We start from the raw sequence: 16,417 nt of genomic DNA, 5'->3' as shown, positions 1-16,417 counted from the left end.
ACGGACTGGAGGCGCGGTGCCAGACCGCACCGCGCCTCCAGTCCGTCCCCACCTGCGCGCGCGAGCGTGCACTACGGAAGGCGGTCGACGTGACGGACACCATCCTCGAGATGCGTGACATCACCAAGACGTTCCCCGGCGTCAAGGCCCTCCAGGGGGTCTCGATCGCGGTCGAGCGCGGACAGGTCCACGCGATCTGCGGCGAGAACGGCGCCGGCAAGTCCACCCTGATGAAGGTGCTGTCCGGGGTCTACCCGCACGGCACGTTCGACGGCGAGATCCTGCTCGACGGGTCGCCCGTGCAGTTCTCCGACATCAACGACTCCGAAGCGTCCGGCGTCGTGATCATCCACCAGGAGCTCGCGCTCAGTCCGTTCCCTGTCGATCGCCGAGAACATCTTCCTCGGCAACGAGCAGTCCAAGGGCGGCTTCATCGACTGGAACAAGACGAACCTCGCCGCGGCGGAACTCCTGCCAGCGCGTCGGTCTGAAGGACAACCCGGTCACGAAGATCGTCGACATCGGCGTCGGCAAGCAGCAGCTGGTCGAGATCGCGAAGGCGCTGTCGAAGCAGGTGAAGCTCCTCATCCTCGACGAGCCCACCGCGGCGCTCAACGACGACGACTCCGCGCACCTGCTGGAGCTCATCCGGTCGCTGCAGGCCGAGGGCATGACGGCGATCATCATCAGCCACAAGCTCAACGAGATCAAGGCGATCGCGGACAAGGTCACGATCATCCGCGACGGCCAGACCATCGAGACGCTCGACATGCACGCCGACGAGGTGTCCGAGGACCGGATCATCCGCGGGATGGTCGGCCGCGACCTGTCGAACCGGTACCCGGAGCGCGAGAACCCGGTGATCGGCGAGGAGCTCCTGCGGATCGAGGACTGGACCGTCCATCACCCGCTCGACGCCTCCCGCGAGATCATCCACCACGCGAACCTCGACGTGCGGGCCGGCGAGGTCGTCGGCATCGCGGGCCTCATGGGCGCCGGCCGGACCGAACTCGCGATGAGCGTGTTCGGGCAGTCCTACGGCGCCGGCATCAGCGGCACCGTCTACAAGCGCGGCACCCCGATCAAGACGCACACCGTCACGCAGGCGATCGACAACGGCATCGCGTACGTCACCGAGGACCGGAAGCGCTACGGCCTCAACCTGATCGACGACATCAAGCGGAACATCTCCGGGTCCGCGCTCGGGAAGCTCGCCAACTGGGGCTTCGTGAACGCCGCCGAGGAGACGACCGTCGCGGGGCAGTTCCTCAAGAGCCTCAACATCAAGGCGCCGAACGTGGACGTCATCACCGGCAAGCTCTCCGGCGGGAACCAGCAGAAGGTCGTCCTGTCGAAGTGGATGTACGCCGACCCGGACGTCCTGATCCTCGACGAGCCGACCCGTGGCATCGACGTCGGCGCGAAGTACGAGATCTACACGATCATCAACCAGCTCGCAGACCAGGGGAAGGGGATCATCGTGATCTCCTCCGAACTCCCGGAGCTCCTCGGGATCTGCGACCGCATCTACACCCTGTCCGAGGGCACCATCACCGCCGACGTGCCCCGCTCCGAGGCCACTCCAGAGGTCCTCATGCAGTACATGACCCAGGAACGGGAGACCCTGTCAATGAACGCGCTTAAGTCCGCCGTCGGCTACCTCACCGGGCAGCTCCGACAGATCGGCCTGTTCATCGCGCTGATCGTCATCGTCCTCTTCTTCCAGGTGACGACGAACGGCATCACCCTCGCCCCGATCAACGTCTCGAACCTGATCGTCCAGAACAGCTACATCCTGATCCTGGCGATCGGCATGGTGATGGTCATCATCGCCGGGCACATCGACCTGTCCGTCGGGTCGGTCGTCGCGTTCACCGGCGCCATGGCCGGCGTGATGATCACGCAGTGGGGCATCCCGTGGCCGATCGCGGTCGTGCTGTGCCTGGTGGTCGGCGCGCTCGTCGGGGCCTGGCAGGGCTTCTGGATCGCGTACTTCGGGATCCCGGCGTTCATCGTGACGCTGGCGGGCATGCTCGCGTTCCGCGGTGCGGCGCAGATCGTCCTGCGCAACCAGCAGATCTCGCCCTTCCCGACCGGCTTCCGGTCGCTCGGCTCCGGCTTCCTGCCGTCGTTCGGCACGACCGGGTACGAGCCCCTCACGATGATCCTCGGCTTCGCCGCGGCCGTCGTGATGGTGGTCGCGGCCTTCCGCGGCCGGATCACGCGGCGGAAGTACCAGCTCGAGAGCGAGCCGTTCGTCTGGTTCATCGTGAAGACGGCCTTCGGCGCGGTGCTCGTCATCTACGTGGCGCTCCTGCTCGCCAGCTACAACGGCACCCCGATCGTGCTCGTCATCCTGGGCGCCCTCGTGGTCATCTACTCGGTCGTCATGCGCAGCGCGGTCTTCGGCCGCCACATCTACGCGATCGGTGGCAACGCCCTCGCCGCGCAGCTGTCCGGCGTGAAGACCAAGCGCGTGACGTTCCTGCTGTTCGTCAACATGGGCGTCATCTCGGCGCTGGCGGGCGTGGTCTTCACGGGCCAGCTCAACCTGGCGGCTCCGGGCGCGGGCAACGGGTTCGAGCTCGACGCCATCGCGGCCGTGTTCATCGGCGGCGCGGCGGTCACGGGTGGCATCGGCACCGTGCCCGGAGCGATCGTCGGTGGTCTCATCATCGGCATCCTGAACAACGGCATGTCGATCCTCGGTGTCGGCACCGAGTTCCAGTCCCTCATCAAGGGCCTGGTGCTGCTCGCCGCCGTCGCGTTCGACGTGTTCCAGCAAGCGCCGGGCGGCGTCCGCGCGCAAGTAGGGCGCGGGGCTCGCTTGCCCATCCCATCGAGGGAGCAGAAATCGTCGGGTCGCCTTCGGGCACCCGACGATTCCTGCTCCTCACTTCGTGAGGACGGCCCACCCACCGGCCTGGAGGCGCAGGGTCCCGTCCCCGAGATCGCCGCCGCCCGCCTCCACCTGCGTCGCGTCGGCCGCGGGCAGGTCGACGGGATCGGCCGCCAGGTTCAGGGCGGTCACCACGGCGGCGTCGGAGGTCGCCGTCCGCAGCACGATCGCCGAGTTCGTCAGGTGCACGACGTCGGTGTGCGCCCGGTGCAGCCACGGGTTGCGCCGTCGGAGCGCGACGAGCGCCTCGTGGTCGTGCGTGATCGCCGTCGGTGCCGGCAGGGCGTCCGGGAACTCCGGGCGGACGGCGTCGTCGCCGCCCAGACGCTCCTCCTTCACCCCGGCCCAGCCGTACTCGTCACCGGCGTAGACGATCGGCGTCCCGGCGACCGTGGAACAGGACCGCGGCGGCGTGCGGCGCGAAGCCCTCCCCCACCGCGCTGGCGATCCGGGTGACGTCGTGGTTGCCGACGAAGGTGGTCGGCACGAACGTCTCGAGCAGGGCGTCGTGCCGCTCGACCGCGTGCGCCAGCTCGTGGCAGTTGCCGTCCGCGATGCCGTGCCAGATCCCCTGCCACAGCTCGTACTGCGTCGTCGAGTCCATCGTCGACTCGCGGACGATCGTGGCGGCGTCGCCGTGGATGACCTCGCCGCTGAACCAGGCGTCCGGGAACCGCTCGCGCACCCGCGGGAGCACGCGCGCCCAGAACGCCGGGGCGACGGCGTAGGCCGCGTCGAGACGCCACCCGTCGACACCGCGGCCGAGCCAGTGGGTCATGACCTCGACCACGAGGTCCTCCGTCGCTGACGACCGGTGGTCGAGGGCGACGAGGATGTCGTGCCCCTCGAAGTCCCCGACGCGCACCGGCATGCCGGCCTGCCACCCGTCCCAGTCCACCGCGAACAGGTCGGCGGTCGCCGCGCCCGGCCCGTCGGTGTCGAGCGCGGGGAACGCCGGGTGCTCCCGCCCGACGTGGTTGAAGACCCCGTCGAGCAGGACGCGGACGCCCCGCTCGTGCGCCGCGGCGACCAGGCGGTCGAAATCGTCGTCGTCGCCGAGGCGCGGGTCGATCCGGAAGTGGTCGACGGTGTCGTAGCCGTGGGTCGAACTCGCGAACACCGGACCGAGCAGCAGACCGTTCAGCCCGAGGTCGACGACGTGGTCGAGCCACCCGGCGATCCGGTCCAGCCGGTGCTCGACGGGGCGGTCCGCCACCGCGGTCTCCGGTCGGACCTCGGCGCCGACGAAACCGAGCGGGTACACGTGCCACCACATCACGTGCTGGACCCAGTCGGGTTCGGACGGTCGGACCGGTGCGGTGTCGGGGTTCACCACTGCGATGGTGCCAGCCGTACCTGGGCTGTGTGCTGGCGGCTGCGGTGGGACGAGGATGGAGCCATGGGACGGGCGATCAGGACGGAAGCGGACGCCACGGCGTCGGAGTCGGAGCACGCCGAGCGGACCTGCGCCTCGTGCGGGCGCCGGATGCCGTCGTCGGCCGCCCCCGAGACGAAGTGGTGCTCCCGCGCCTGCCGCAAGCACGGGGTCGACGAGACCGACCGCGCCCTCGAACAGCGGATCGACGAGTTGCTCGCGGCGCGTGCGCGGACGTCGAGCATCTGCCCGTCCGAGGTCGCGCGCTCGCTCGACCCGGACGACTGGCGGCCGCTGATGGAGGCCCGCGCGTCGGGCGGCACGGCGGATGGTCGCGCGGGGCGAGGTCGAGATCACGCAGCACGGCAGCGTCGTCGACCCGTCCACCGCGAAGGGGCCGATCCGCATCCGCCGACCGCGGTGAGGGAACACCGACGGGACGACATGTGTTGGGGAACCCGGATGACTCTCGACGACACCACCCCGCAGTCCACCGACCGCCACGCCCTCGTCGTGGGCGCCAGCGGCATCACCGGCTCGGCCCTGGTCGACCGCCTGCTCGGCGACGGGTGGCGGGTGACGGCGCTCTCGCGACGGCCCGTCGCCCGTGACGGCGTCCGCACGGTCCCCGCCGACCTCCGCGACCCGGAGGACCTCGCCGTCGCCCTGGCGGACGAACGCCCGACCCACGTCTTCTTCACCGCGTGGCAGCGGCTGGACACCGAGGCCGAGAACATCCGCGTGAACGGCGGGATGGTCCGCGACCTGCTCGCGGCCCTCGGGCACGCGCCGCTCGCACACGTGGCGCTCGTCACCGGCCTCAAGCACTACCTCGGCCCGTTCGAGGCGTACGCCGCCGGCGAGATGCCCGACACCCCGTTCCACGAGGAGGAGCCCCGCCTCGACACCCCGAACTTCTACTACGCGCAGGAGGACGAGCTCTTCGCCGCCGCCGAACGGCAGGGGTTCACCTGGTCGGTGCACCGGTCGCACACGGTCATCGGGCACGCGGGTCGGCAACGCCATGAATATGGGACTGACGCTCGCGGTGCAGGCGACGCTCGCGAAGGAGCTCGACCTCGACTTCGTGTTCCCGGGCAGCGAGGCGCAGTGGAACGGCCTCACCGACATGACCGACGCGGGGCTGCTCGCCGAGCACATGGTCTGGGGCGGCGACCTCCCCGGAGGGCGCGGACGAGCCGTTCAACATCGTGAACGGCGACGTGTTCCGGCTGGCGGTGGATGTGGCCGCGGCTGGCCGCACACCTCGGCGGTGGACCCCGCACGCGTCGTCGGCTACCAGGACCGTCCCCGCCCTCGAGGAGCAGATGGCGCCGTACGAGTCCGAGTGGGTGGGCATCGCCGAGCGCCACGGCCTCGTCGAGCCGGACATCGGTCGGCTCGCGTCGTGGTGGCACACCGACGCCGACCTCGGCCGGACGATGGAGGTCGTCACCGACATGGGGAAGAGCCGTGAGGCCGGGTTCACCGGGTTCCGGCGGACCGAGCGGTCCTTCACCGACCTGTTCGACCGGTACCGTGCGGACCGGCTCGTCCCCCTGATCGGCGGCGCACATGTCCTCCTGCTTCGAACGGGGTACAGGGGCGGACGTACTGTCGGGTCCACATCGTCGGGACCACCGGTGATGACCACCGGAAGGAACCCCATGTCGCTCGGAGACAAGGCCAAGGACGCCACCCAGAAGATCGTCGGCAAGGTCGAGGAGAAGGTCGGCTGAGCACATCGGACGACGCCGAACTGCACGCCCAGGGCAAGAAGGACCAGCACATGGGCGAGGCCCGCATGCAGACCGAGAAGGCGAAGGACGCCGTCGACGACAAGTGAGCACCTGCTCGCGGACACCGCAACAGCCCGACGTCTGCTGACGTCGGGCCGTTGCGGTGTTCAGAAGGCGTAGCGGATCCGGCACGACGGCAGGTGCTCGGCGACGAGCTCGCGGAAGCGCTCGACGAGCTGCCCCTTCATGCCGGACCGGTAGCGCACGTTGACGGCACCGTTCTGCGACACCTTCTGCTCCTGCAGGTCCGGGCGCCAGAGGAGGTCCTCGGCCTTCGGGTGCCAGCCGAGGTTGACCTCGTGCAGGGGCTGGTTGTGCGTGAGGAAGATCACCTCGGCCGCGAGCTGCGCCTTCGCCGCCGGCGAGAGCACGGCGTCGACCTGTCCGAGGAGCTCGGCCCAGTCGGACTCCCACGTCGGCGTGAGGATCACGGGCGAGAGTTGAGGTGCACCTCGTACCCGGCATCGACGAAGTCGTTGACGGCGGCGATCCGCTCCGCGATCGGTGAGGTCCGGATGTCGGTGACCTTCGCCGTCTCGTGCGGCATCAGGGAGAAGCGGATGCGGGTGCGCCCCATCGGGTCCCAGTCGAGCAGGTCGCGGTTGACGTACTTCGTGGCGAATGAGGCCTTCGCCGTCGGGCTCATCCGGAAGAGGTCGCAGAGGTCCCGCACGTTGTCGCTGAGCATCGCGTCCACCGAGCAGTCGCTGTTCTCGCCGATGTCGTAGACCCAGGACTCCGGGTCACACTGGTTCGGCTCGGTCTTCGGACCCTGCTTCGCGATGTTCCGTGCGACGTGCTTCGTGGATCTGGTCGATGTTCGCGAAGACCGTGACGAGGTTGCTGTAGCCCTTCCGTCGCGGGACGTAGCAGTACGCGCACGCCATCGCGCAGCCGTTCGCCGTCGAGGGGGCGATGAAGTCGGCGGAACGGCCGTTCGGCCGCGTGACGAGCGACTTCTTCACGCCGAGCACGAGCGCCTCGGTCTTGATCCGGACCCAGCGCTGCACGTTGCGTTCGTCGCCGTGCACCTCGGGGATGTTCCAGTGCGACTCCACCGGCACGACCTCGGCATCGGGCCAGCGCCCCACGACCTCCTGCCCCCGCGCGAGCCCGAGCGCCGCCGGCTCGGCGTAGATGCGGCGGACGTCGAGCATCGGACGCGGACGGTGTTCGCTCATCGATCCCTGTCTACCCGAGACCACCGACGGTGCAGACTCGGTGCATGAGCGAGCCCGACGACCACTTCTTCGTCGTCGACGGCCGACGCTGGCGACGAACGGATCCGGCGTTGCCCGAGGACGTGGCCGCTGCGCTCCGCTCGCACCTCGGCCGGGGTCGGAACGCGGTGAAGCAGGCGAAGCGATCCGGGGACGACGAGGCACTGGCGGCAGCGCGGCACCGGAACGGCCTCGCAAAGCACGGCCTCGGCGAGCGCGGACCCGAGTGGTGGGAGCGCCCCGAGGCCGAGCGCATCGCCGACGCCCGGCAGGCCCTGACGGACCTCGACGCCCTGCCGTGACGACGATCCGCCCGCCCCGCCTCGACCGCATCCTCAACGCCGTCGTCTTCGGCCCCGTGCTCGTGGGTACCGGTGTGGCCGTCGCCGCAGTGGCCTTCGTGCCGGGTGCGTCGGTCCGGGTGTTCGTCTTCGTCCTCGGAGCGGCCTTCGTCGCCGGTGGCATCTGGCGTGACGGCCCGGTTGCCCCGTGTCGCCGTGCACCTCTCCGACGACGTGCTCCGGTACTCGGGCTTCCTCGTGTCGTGGGAGGCCCCGCGTTCCGGGATCACGACCGTGCTCGACGACGCCTTCGTCGAGTGGGACGACCCCTCCGGTGCCCGGCGCCGTCGGCAGATCGGGATGCTGACCCGGGCGTGGCAGGACGACGGCACGAAGTTCGCGCCGCTCTGGCGCTGGCGGCGCGAGGCGCTGCTCCAGGTGCGTGCCTGGGCCGGAACTTCCCACAACGCCCGCGATTGAAAGCGGAATCGGGCGTACCTGGTCGAAACTTCCGACCAGGTACGCCCGAATCGACGCAAGCACGCCCGAAACGACCGAGTACGCGGCAACCGGACCGGGCCCGGCGCCGGCCCGGACCCGGGACCCGGGCCGGGCCCGGCGCCGCGGGTCAGGCCTCGGTGTGGCCGAGCTCCGGCTCGAGCAGCAGGCACGCCGTGCGGACGCCGCGGCGTGGAGCTCGAGCACGACGAGCTCGTTGCGGCCCTCGCGGAGGACGGGCCCGGGGATCGCGAGCGTCGACTGCGGACCACGCGACCAGTACCGGCCGAGACAGAACCCGTTGACCCAGGCGACACCCTTCCGGAACCCGTCGAGGGACAGGTAGCGGTCGTCGGCCACCGGCAGGTCGAACGACCCCGCGGCGAACACCGGGCCGGCGAGCACGTCGCCGTCGGTCGGCTCGATCGCGGCCAGCACCGCGAGGGCGGCGGGGGCGATCGGGTCGAGCGCGATCGGTGACGCGGTCCAGCGGGCGAGCAGGACCCCGTCGACGGCGACGCCGCCGATCAGGCCCTTCGGTTCGCCGATGCGGGGCCCGTAGTCGACCCGGCCCTGGTCCTCGACGAGGAGTTCGAGCGTGCCGGTGACGGGCGGCAGGGCGATCGCCCGGTCGTGGTGTTCGCGTTCGAGGACACCGACGACGGTGCCGTCCACGGTGACGATCGCGCGGTCGCGGACCTCTTCCCCGACGGTGAGGACGCCGCCTGCGGGCAGGTCGACCTCGGCGCGGTACAGCACGAAGCCGGAGGCGGCTCCGGAGGGCGTCGAACGTCGGCGGGGCGTCGTGCGTCGACCAGTCGGTGAGCGCGGGCAGCAGGGACCGGAGCGTCGCGACGCGGTCGAGACGGACGGTGAGGTCCGTGGCGGGGGTGATCCGGGCCTCCCGGTCGCTCGAATGGTCATACGATTCGAGGCGCCCCGACCCACCCGGCTGCATCGACGCCGGCAACGGCGGGACGGGCGCGTAGCGCTCGATGACGGACCGGAACGCATGGAACTTCGCGGTCGGCCGACCGGCCTCGTCGAGGGGTGCGTCGTAGTCGTACGACGTCGAGATCGGGCGGTAGACGCCCTTGTCGTTCGCGCCGTTCGTGAAGCCGAAGTTCGTGCCGCCGTGGAACATGTAGATGTTGACGGAGCCGCCCGCGGCCAGCAGGTCGTCCAGGTCGGAGGCCGAGGCGGCGGCCGGGGTGGTGTGGTGGTGCTCGCCCCAGCTGTCGAACCAGCCGTCCCAGAACTCGGAGCACATCAGGGGTCCGGTCGGCTGCGCCTGTCGGAGTCGCTCCAGACGCGACGCCGAGCGGGAGCCGAACGACCCGGTCTTGTGCAGGGAGGGCAGCGAACCGTCCTCGAGCATGGTGCCCATCGGCTGGTCGACGCTCGTGAACGGCACCGTCAGGCCGATCGCGCGGTGCATCGCCTCGAGCTTCTGCAGGTACACGGGGTCGGAGCCGTACGCGCCGTACTCGTTCTCGACCTGCACCAGCACGATGGGTCCGCCCTGGTCGATCTGCCGCGGGACCAGCACCGGCGCCAACGCCTGCAAGTACGAGGAGACTGCTGCGAGGAACTGCGGCTCGTCGCGCCGGACGCCGACCGTGCCGTCGGCGAAGAGCCAGTACGGCAGGCCGCCGTTGGTCCACTCGGCGCAGATGTACGGGCCGGGGCGGACGATGGCGTGCATGCCCTCCGCCGCGACGAGGTCGAGGAACCGGCCGAGGTCGAGCCCGCCGGTCAGGTCGAAGACACCGGGCGACGGTGCGTGCGCGTTCCAGGCGACGTACGTCTCGATGGTGTTGAGCCCCATCAGCTTCGCCTTGCGGATCCGGTCCGCCCACAGGTCGGGGTGGACGCGGAAGTAGTGGATCGCGCCGGACAGGATCCGGTGCGGCTCGCCGTCGAGCAGGAAGTCGGTGTCGCCGATGGCGAAGCGCATGGTGTGACTCTCCTGATGGCCGGCCGCGGCCGGGCGTGGAGCGGGGCCGTGCGGACGTGTCCGCACGGCCCCGCCGAGGGGTGGGTTGGCTACTTGGTCGAGACCGTGAAGCCCTGGTCCTTGCCGTACTTGGCGAGGGCCTTCTGCCAGGCCGCGAGACCGCTCTCGAGCGAGGTGCCGTTCTCGTACGACTGCCCGACCGTGTCCGCGAAGACGCTGTTCGCGTACACCTGGTACGGCAGGTAGGTGAAGTCGTTGTCCGAGGACTTCGACGCGTCGACGAGCACCTTGTTGATCTGCTGGCCGCCGAAGTACTCCGGCTTCTCGTCGAGGAACGCGGACGAGTCGAGGTCGGCCGTCGTCGACGGGAACCCGCCGGACTTCATGAAGACCCCGGTCGACTCCTTCGAGGAGTTCAGCCACTTGAGGAAGCCGGCGGCGAGGGCCGGGTTCTTCGACTCGCTTCAGCACGGCCTCGGCGCTGCCGCCGTTGTTGGCCGTCTGCGCTGCGCTGCCGTCGTACGTCGGCATCGGGGCGACGCGCCAGTCACCGGACGCGTCGGCGACGCTCGCCTCGAGGTTGCCGGGCATCCAGGCGCCGGTGATCAGCGTGGCGATCTGGCCGTTGCCGAGCTGCTTGTACCAGTCGTCGCTCCAGCCCACGGTCTTCGACAGCAGGCCCTGCTCGACGAGCTCGTTCCAGGTGCTCGTCCACTTCTTGGTGCCGGCGTCCTGCAGGTTGATCGTGACCTTGTCGCCCTTGGTGGTGAAGGGGGTGCCACCGGCCTGGGCGATCATGCTCGTGGTGAAGCCCGCGTCGCCGGAGTCGGCGGTGATGTAGGCCTTCGGATCGGCGGCGTGCAGCTTCTTCGCCGCGGCGACGTACTCGTCCCACGTCTTCGGCACGGCGATGTCGTGCTCGTCGAACACCTTCTTGTTGTAGAACAGCGCCATGGGGCCGGAGTCCTGCGGCAGGCCGTAGACCTTGCCGTCCATCGACACCGAGCTCCAGGTGCTCGCGGCGAACTCGTCCTTCAGGTCGCCGAACCCGTACGACGACAGGTCGAGGAGCGAGTCGGACAGTGCGAACTGCGGGAGCGCGTAGTACTCGACCTGCGCGACGTCGGGGGCGCCCGAGCCGGCCTTGATCGTGTTCTGCAGCTTCGTGTACTGGTCGGCACCGGTGCCGGCGTTGACGAGCTTGACCTTCACCTTGGGGTACTGCTTCTCGAACGCGGCGACCTGGGCCTTGGCGGAGGGGGTCCAGGACCAGTAGGTCAGGGTGCCACCGTCCTTGAGCGCCTTGTCGATGTCGTCCGAGGAACCGCTCGACGACGAGCCGCCGGAGGCGCAGGCCGCCAGGGCGATGGCGGCGGTGACGCCGATGGCGAGGGCGCTGAGCCCGCGCCGGATGCGCTTGTGCATTCGGGTGCCTTTCACTTCTTCGTGTTGGGGGGGGTGGTGGAGCTGCTGCGTGCCGGGCCGGGAGGCGTGTGGCGGGGCCGCCCCGCGCCTCCAGGCCGACGGATCAGGCCTTGACGGACCCGGCCGCGAGGCCGGACTGCCAGAAGCGCTGGAGGAAGAGGAACGCGACCACGATCGGGATGATCGTGAGGAGCGACCCGGTGACGACGAGGTTGTAGATCGGCTGCGCGCCGGAGCCGGTCGCCTGCGCGTTCCACTGGTTCAGCCCGACCGTGAGCGGGTACCACTTCGGGTCGCTCAGCATGATGAGCGGCAGGAAGTAGTTGTTCCAGGTGGCGACGACGGCGAACAGCAGGACGGTGACGACACCCGGTGCGAGCAGGCGGAGCGCGATGGTGAAGAAGATCCGGAACTCACCGGCGCCGTCCATGCGGGCGGCCTCGAGGAGTTCGGCGGGGATCGCGTCGACCGCGTAGGTCCAGATCAGGTACATCCCGAACGGGCTGATGAGCGACGGCAGGATGATCGCCCACGGGGTGTTCGTCAGCCCGAACTGCGAGAACAGCAGGAACGTCGGGACGGCCAGCGCGGTGCCGGGGACGGCGATCGCGCCGAGCACCACGGCGAACACCGCTCGGCGGCCGACGAACTGGAACTTCGCCATGCCGTAGCCGGCGACGGTGGCGAGCAGGGTCGCACCGCCGGCCCCGACGACGACGTAGAGGAGCGTGTTGCCGAGCCACTGGACGAAGATGCCGTCGTTGTAGGTCAGCGTGTCGACGATGTTCTGCCAGAGGTTGAACTTGCCGCCGAACCAGAGGCCGAACGTCGACAGCAGCGACGACTGCGTCTTCGTGCTGTTGACCAGCAGGTAGAACAGCGGCGCGAACGAGTAGACGACGAAGACGACCATCACGGCGGTCAGGAGACCGGAGCGCTTCGGCTTGCGTCCGTCGATCCCGTTGCGCAGGCGGCGGGTCCGTGTCGGCCTGGAGGCGCGGCTCGCCCGGTCGCGCGGGTCGCGTTGCGTCGTGGTCGCCTCGGTGGACCGTGGCCGGCGTGGCCGCCGGGTTGCCGGGGTGTTGCAGGGTGCTCATCGGTTCTCCTGGCGGGTTCCGCGGACCTGGACGACGTAGGCGATCACGGCGGTGATGACACCCATGACGATGGCGACGGTCGCGGAGTAGTTGAACTGCTGGCCGCTGAACGACAGCGAGTAGGCGTACATGTTCGGGGTGAAGGCGCTGCCGATGACGTTCGGGGCGAGGGTCTTCAGCAGGTTCGGCTCGTTGAAGAGCTGGAAGCTGCCGATGATCGAGAAGATCGTGGCGATCACCATCGGGCCGCGGAGGGCCGGGAGCTTGATGGAGAACACCGTGCGGAGGGGGCCGGCGCCGTCGAGCTCGGCGGCCTCGTACAGGTCACCGGGGACGACGCGGAGGGCTGCGTAGAAGATCAGCATGTTGTAGCCGAGGAACTCCCACGTGACCACGTTGCCGATCGACGTGAGGACCCAGTCGGGGCTGAACGGCTGCAGCAGGTCGATGCCGAGCGCGGTGTTCGCGGTGCCCGTCAGGCCGAACTGGTTGCCGTAGATGAAGCCCCAGATGAGCGCGGCGACGACGCCGGGGACCGCGTACGGCAGGAACACGGCGATGCGGAAGAACGACGTGCCCCAGAGCCGGGCGCTGTCGAGCGCGAGGGCGGCGACCAGCGCGAGCCCGAGCATGATCGGCACCTGCACGACGAGGAACAGCGCGACCCGGCCGAGACCCGACCAGAACTTGGCGTCCTGGAAGAGCTGGACGTAGTTGGCGAACCAGACGAACTGGTTGCCGCCGATGAGCTGGTCGCGGAACAGGCTCAGCCAGAGGGCGTACCCGATCGGGACGATGAGCATCGCCACGAGGACGACGACGAACGGGCCGACGAAGAGCCAGCCGGTGAAGCGGCCGCGCGGCTTGGCGCGGCGGCGCGGTGACGCGGTCGGTGTCGTGGCACCGGCCGGGCGCGCTTCGAGCGTGCTCATGGAACTCCCTTGTCCTGCTGCAGTACGACCGTCCGATGTTGACGTCAACATCGAACGCCGCGACGATAGCATGGCAACGTCAACATGCGCTAGCGTTCGGGGGACGCCGGGTCCGCTGCCCGGCTGGGACCGGGCGGAGCCGCCCGGTCCTCGACGGAAGGGGCGACCGTGACGACCGAGCTGTCCGCCGCAGCGCGTCGCTCCCCTCGATGGCCGCCGTGGCCGAAGCCGCCGGGGTCTCGATGCAGACGGTGTCGCGCGTGGCACGCGGCTTCGACAACGTCTCCCCGGACACCCGCGACCGCGTGCAGCGCGTCATGGACGACCTCGGCTACCGCCCCAACCGCGCCGCCCGCGCGCTGCGGTCCGGGCGCTTCCGGACCATCGGCGTGATCATGTTCACGCTCGCCTCGTTCGGCAACATGCGCACGCTCGAGGCGATCGCCGACGCCGCCGGGGCCGCCGACTTCACCATCACGCTGCTGCCGATGGCCTCGCGCACCGAAGAGGGCGTCCGCTCGGCGTTCTCCCGCCTGCACGAACAGGCGGTCGACGGCGTGGTGATCATCATCGAGTCGCACATCATCGACACCGCCGAGGTCGTCCTGCCCGACGGCGTCCCGATGGTCATCGTCGACTCCACCGGCAGCACCGACCACCCCGCGATCGACACCGACCAGGCCGACGGCGCACGGCAGGCCACGCAGCACCTGCTCGACCTCGGGCACGACACGGTCTGGCACGTCGCCGGCCCCACGTCGTCCTACTCCGCCGCACGTCGGCTCGCCGCCTGGCAGGCCACGCTCGAAGCCGCGGGGCGCACCGTCCCGCCGGTGTTCCACGGCGGGGTGGAGCTCCGAGTCCGGGTACCGCGCGGGCCGTGAGATCGCCGGGCGCCCGGAGATCACCGCCGTGTTCGCCGCCAACGACCAGACCGCGCTCGGCGTCCTCCGGGCCGCACACGAGCTCGGCCGCGCCGTCCCGGAGACCCTGAGCGTCGTGGGCTTCGACGACTCCCCCGAGTCCGACTCGTTCTGGCCGCCGCTCACCACCGTGCACCAGTCCTTCGACGAGGTCGGGCGTCGCGCCGTCACGAACCTCCTCGCCCAGATCGAGGGGCAGCCCGTGCGGGCTACCGCCGACCTCGTTCCCGTGCGCCTGGTCGTCCGGTCGAGCACCGCGGCCCCGCCCGCACACTGACGCATCCAGTCGGACAGGCGTACCGTGGCGGATGTGCCGGTTCGCTGTCCGGCCTCGGGTATGCGACGCCTCCGTGTCTCCGGAGTACGACCCTCGCGGGACGCCTCACTCCTCCACCACGGCTGACGGATCATGAAGAACATCGTCTACGGCCTCACCGCCGTCCTGACCACCGACGAAGCCGCCGAAGCAGTCCTCGACTACGCCGCCGCACTCGCGCACGCCGGACTCGCGGACACCGTGGCCGTCCCGACCGTCGACGCGTTCGGCAGCACGACGACCACCTCGTTCCTGCTCGCCCCCGCCCTCGGCATCCTCGTGGAGGACGCCCCCGACGATCCGCTCGGCCCGGACACCGCCGCCTTCGTCGAGGAGATCACCTGGCGCGCACGCGCCGTCCGGAGCACGCCGCCGCCGACCTCCTGACGGACTGCCCCTCCGTGCGGGCCTGGCGCGGCGACTCTTCGCCCCCACCGACACCTCACGCGCGATCCGACCCGTGAACTGTCGCCCAACCCGTGCGGTCAGCCCGCGCCGTGGACGCAGCGGCCCGCCGGACAGGAGGCGCGGTGCCAGCCCGCCAGGCGCCTCCCGGCGGTCCCGCGCGCCGGCCCGCAGCGCGACTCTTCGCGCCGACCGACACCTCACGCGCGATCCGACCCGCGAACTGTCGCCCACCCCCGTGCGGTCAGCCCGCGCCGTGGACGCAGCAGACCGCCGGACAGGAGGCGCGGTGCCAGCCCGCCAGGCGCCTCCCGGCGGTCCCGCGCGCCGGCCCGCAGCGCGACTCTTCGCGCCGACCGACACCTCACGCGGGATCCGACCCGTGAACTGTCGCTGAGCGCGTGACGAGCACGCCCCCACGGACGGCGCCGCCGCGGACGGCGCCGCCGCGGACGGCGCCGCCGCGGAGAGAGGGCGCCGGAGCCGCTGCGCGGACCCGACGCCCTCTGTGCTCACTCGACGCCCGCCGCAGCGTGCGCCGAGGCGCCTCAGCCGATCGACACGGCGGTCCAGGAGACCGGCGGCAGCTCGATCGTGATGGTGTCGCCCTCGCGACGGACGGTGTCGTTCGTACGGAGGCCGACGCGCTCCGTGTTCGACAGGTCGTTCACCGCGTGCAGGTCGTCGTCCCAGACACCCTCGGCGCGGACGTCCCCGTCAGCCGACAGGCCGGCGAGGTCGATCGTGACCGTGGTGCTCTCGGACGGGTGCCGGTTGACCAGGAACACCGCGGCGCCGTCGTCGGAGACCGTGGCGGCCGAGTCGACCACCGGGACCTCGCCGTACTTGCCGCCGTCGACCGTGTCACTTCCGAGGCCTTCACCTGCAGCGACGTGCCGTTGGCGAGCCGCGAGGTGAGCGAGAACGGGAAGAACGTGGTCTGGCGCCAGGCCGGGCCGCCGGGCTCGGTCATGATCGGTCCGATCACGTTGACGAGCTGCGCGATCGACGCCGAGGCGACGCGGTCCGCGTGGCGGAGGAGCGAGATGAGCAGACCACCGACGACGACGGCGTCGGCGACGGTGTAGACGTCCTCGAGCAGACGCGGGGCGACCGGCCAGTCCTGCGGCCCGAACGTCTTCTGCTGCTCGTTCCACTTGCTGATCGACCAGACGTTCCACTCGTCGAACGAGATGTCGATGCGCTTGTCGGACTTCTTCTGCGGCCTGCACGTGGTCGGCGGCCGTCGTGACGGTCTTGATGAAGTGGTCCATGTTGACGCCGGACGCG

Annotated in this window: 11 protein-coding genes and 7 pseudogenes; 9 read left to right on the top strand and 9 right to left on the bottom strand. The window is 70.2% G+C overall.

All coding sequences use genetic code 11. The annotated features are described in order from the left end of the window. Nucleotides 1–89: 89 nt before the first annotated feature. Together mmsA and mmsB are read left to right on the top strand one after the other, a co-directional pair. Nucleotides 90–1,621: pseudogene (mmsA, locus tag ACZ8AI_RS08360) on the top strand (multiple monosaccharide ABC transporter ATP-binding protein); the annotation flags it as partial. Nucleotides 1,622–1,630: 9 nt separating this feature from the next. Continuing rightward, nucleotides 1,631–2,806: pseudogene (gene mmsB, locus ACZ8AI_RS08355) on the top strand (multiple monosaccharide ABC transporter permease); the annotation flags it as partial. Nucleotides 2,807–2,893: 87 nt separating this feature from the next. On the opposite strand, the pseudogene ACZ8AI_RS08350 reads toward mmsB, so the two are convergent. Then, nucleotides 2,894–4,175: pseudogene (locus tag ACZ8AI_RS08350) on the bottom strand (alpha-amylase family glycosyl hydrolase). Nucleotides 4,176–4,298: 123 nt separating this feature from the next. On the opposite strand from ACZ8AI_RS08350, the pseudogene ACZ8AI_RS08345 reads away from it, so the two are divergent. Together ACZ8AI_RS08345 and ACZ8AI_RS08340 are read left to right on the top strand one after the other, a co-directional pair. After that, nucleotides 4,299–4,523, top strand: a pseudogene (locus ACZ8AI_RS08345) (hypothetical protein); the annotation flags it as partial. 213 nt (nucleotides 4,524–4,736) lie between these two features. Beyond that, a pseudogene (locus ACZ8AI_RS08340) lies at nucleotides 4,737–5,833 on the top strand (SDR family oxidoreductase); the annotation flags it as partial. Nucleotides 5,834–6,180: 347 nt separating this feature from the next. Here ACZ8AI_RS08340 and ACZ8AI_RS08335 read toward each other — a convergent pair. Genes ACZ8AI_RS08335 through ACZ8AI_RS08325 form a run of 3 tightly spaced genes read right to left on the bottom strand, consistent with a single transcriptional unit; the run spans nucleotide 6,181 to nucleotide 7,254 of the window. Next, the gene (locus tag ACZ8AI_RS08335) at nucleotides 6,181–6,504 is read right to left on the bottom strand and encodes a hypothetical protein (RefSeq protein ID WP_464857892.1); all 324 of its coding nucleotides are present in this window, start codon (nucleotides 6,502–6,504) and stop codon (nucleotides 6,181–6,183) included. Then, on the bottom strand, nucleotides 6,501–6,761 hold the full coding sequence (locus ACZ8AI_RS08330; protein ID WP_464858128.1) for a spore photoproduct lyase family protein: 261 nt from the start codon (nucleotides 6,759–6,761) through the stop codon (nucleotides 6,501–6,503). Before ACZ8AI_RS08330 ends, ACZ8AI_RS08335 begins: the two co-directional genes overlap by 4 nt. Nucleotides 6,762–6,816: 55 nt before the next feature. Continuing rightward, nucleotides 6,817–7,254 (bottom strand): spore photoproduct lyase family protein, encoded by a 438-nt coding sequence (locus ACZ8AI_RS08325; protein WP_464857891.1) that lies wholly within the window; start codon nucleotides 7,252–7,254, stop codon nucleotides 6,817–6,819. Between the two features lie 44 nt (nucleotides 7,255–7,298). Here ACZ8AI_RS08325 and ACZ8AI_RS08320 point away from each other — a divergent pair, with 44 nt between their 5' ends. Together ACZ8AI_RS08320 and ACZ8AI_RS08315 are read left to right on the top strand one after the other, a co-directional pair. Then, complete coding sequence (locus tag ACZ8AI_RS08320; protein ID WP_464857890.1) at nucleotides 7,299–7,595, top strand: biopolymer transporter Tol; 297 nt, start codon at nucleotides 7,299–7,301, stop codon at nucleotides 7,593–7,595. Nucleotides 7,596–7,763: 168 nt separating this feature from the next. Beyond that, entirely contained in the window at nucleotides 7,764–8,054 is a 291-nt protein-coding gene (locus ACZ8AI_RS08315) for a hypothetical protein (protein WP_464857889.1), read from the top strand. Between the two features lie 148 nt (nucleotides 8,055–8,202). Here ACZ8AI_RS08315 and ACZ8AI_RS08310 read toward each other — a convergent pair. From ACZ8AI_RS08310 to ACZ8AI_RS08295, 4 genes and pseudogenes are all read right to left on the bottom strand, one after another. After that, nucleotides 8,203–10,029: pseudogene (locus ACZ8AI_RS08310) on the bottom strand (glycoside hydrolase family 35 protein). 89 nt (nucleotides 10,030–10,118) lie between these two features. Beyond that, nucleotides 10,119–11,454: pseudogene (locus tag ACZ8AI_RS08305) on the bottom strand (ABC transporter substrate-binding protein). Nucleotides 11,455–11,557: 103 nt separating this feature from the next. Further along, the gene (locus ACZ8AI_RS08300) at nucleotides 11,558–12,367 is read right to left on the bottom strand and encodes a carbohydrate ABC transporter permease (RefSeq protein WP_071291385.1); all 810 of its coding nucleotides are present in this window, start codon (nucleotides 12,365–12,367) and stop codon (nucleotides 11,558–11,560) included. 180 nt (nucleotides 12,368–12,547) lie between these two features. After that, entirely contained in the window at nucleotides 12,548–13,483 is a 936-nt protein-coding gene (locus tag ACZ8AI_RS08295) for a carbohydrate ABC transporter permease (protein ID WP_071291365.1), read from the bottom strand. Nucleotides 13,484–13,692: 209 nt separating this feature from the next. Here ACZ8AI_RS08295 and ACZ8AI_RS08290 point away from each other — a divergent pair, with 209 nt between their 5' ends. The 3 genes from ACZ8AI_RS08290 to ACZ8AI_RS08280 all read left to right on the top strand — a co-directional run bounded on the left by ACZ8AI_RS08290 (nucleotide 13,693) and on the right by ACZ8AI_RS08280 (nucleotide 15,109). Beyond that, nucleotides 13,693–14,367: a LacI family DNA-binding transcriptional regulator gene (locus ACZ8AI_RS08290; RefSeq protein ID WP_464857888.1), complete on the top strand. Its 675-nt coding sequence runs from the start codon at nucleotides 13,693–13,695 to the stop codon at nucleotides 14,365–14,367. A gap of 1 nt (nucleotide 14,368) precedes the next feature. Further along, the gene (locus ACZ8AI_RS08285) at nucleotides 14,369–14,683 is read left to right on the top strand and encodes a substrate-binding domain-containing protein (protein ID WP_464858127.1); all 315 of its coding nucleotides are present in this window, start codon (nucleotides 14,369–14,371) and stop codon (nucleotides 14,681–14,683) included. Nucleotides 14,684–14,815: 132 nt separating this feature from the next. Next, the gene (locus tag ACZ8AI_RS08280) at nucleotides 14,816–15,109 is read left to right on the top strand and encodes a hypothetical protein (protein WP_464857887.1); all 294 of its coding nucleotides are present in this window, start codon (nucleotides 14,816–14,818) and stop codon (nucleotides 15,107–15,109) included. Between the two features lie 685 nt (nucleotides 15,110–15,794). On the opposite strand, the gene ACZ8AI_RS08275 is transcribed toward ACZ8AI_RS08280, so the two are convergent. Next, nucleotides 15,795–16,292 (bottom strand): alpha-L-arabinofuranosidase C-terminal domain-containing protein, encoded by a 498-nt coding sequence (locus ACZ8AI_RS08275; protein ID WP_464858126.1) that lies wholly within the window; start codon nucleotides 16,290–16,292, stop codon nucleotides 15,795–15,797. Between the last annotated feature and the right edge of the window lie 125 nt (nucleotides 16,293–16,417).

Source organism: Curtobacterium sp. AC273 (assembly GCF_979253735.1).
Note: the sequence above shows the minus strand (reverse complement) of the source record. Positions and strands in the feature narration are given on the sequence as shown.

What these genes read in the sequence shown, in the direction of transcription:
- ACZ8AI_RS08295 (WP_071291365.1), bottom strand. Translation starts at nt 13,483, where the DNA reads ATGAGCACGCTCGAAGCGCGCCCGGCCGGTGCCACGACACCGACCGCG.
- ACZ8AI_RS08290 (WP_464857888.1), top strand. Translation starts at nt 13,693, where the DNA reads ATGGCCGCCGTGGCCGAAGCCGCCGGGGTCTCGATGCAGACGGTGTCG.
- ACZ8AI_RS08280 (WP_464857887.1), top strand. Translation starts at nt 14,816, where the DNA reads ATGAAGAACATCGTCTACGGCCTCACCGCCGTCCTGACCACCGACGAA.
- ACZ8AI_RS08300 (WP_071291385.1), bottom strand. Translation starts at nt 12,367, where the DNA reads ATGGTCGTCTTCGTCGTCTACTCGTTCGCGCCGCTGTTCTACCTGCTG.
- ACZ8AI_RS08320 (WP_464857890.1), top strand. Translation starts at nt 7,299, where the DNA reads ATGAGCGAGCCCGACGACCACTTCTTCGTCGTCGACGGCCGACGCTGG.
- ACZ8AI_RS08325 (WP_464857891.1), bottom strand. Translation starts at nt 7,254, where the DNA reads ATGAGCGAACACCGTCCGCGTCCGATGCTCGACGTCCGCCGCATCTAC.
- ACZ8AI_RS08330 (WP_464858128.1), bottom strand. Translation starts at nt 6,761, where the DNA reads ATGCTCAGCGACAACGTGCGGGACCTCTGCGACCTCTTCCGGATGAGC.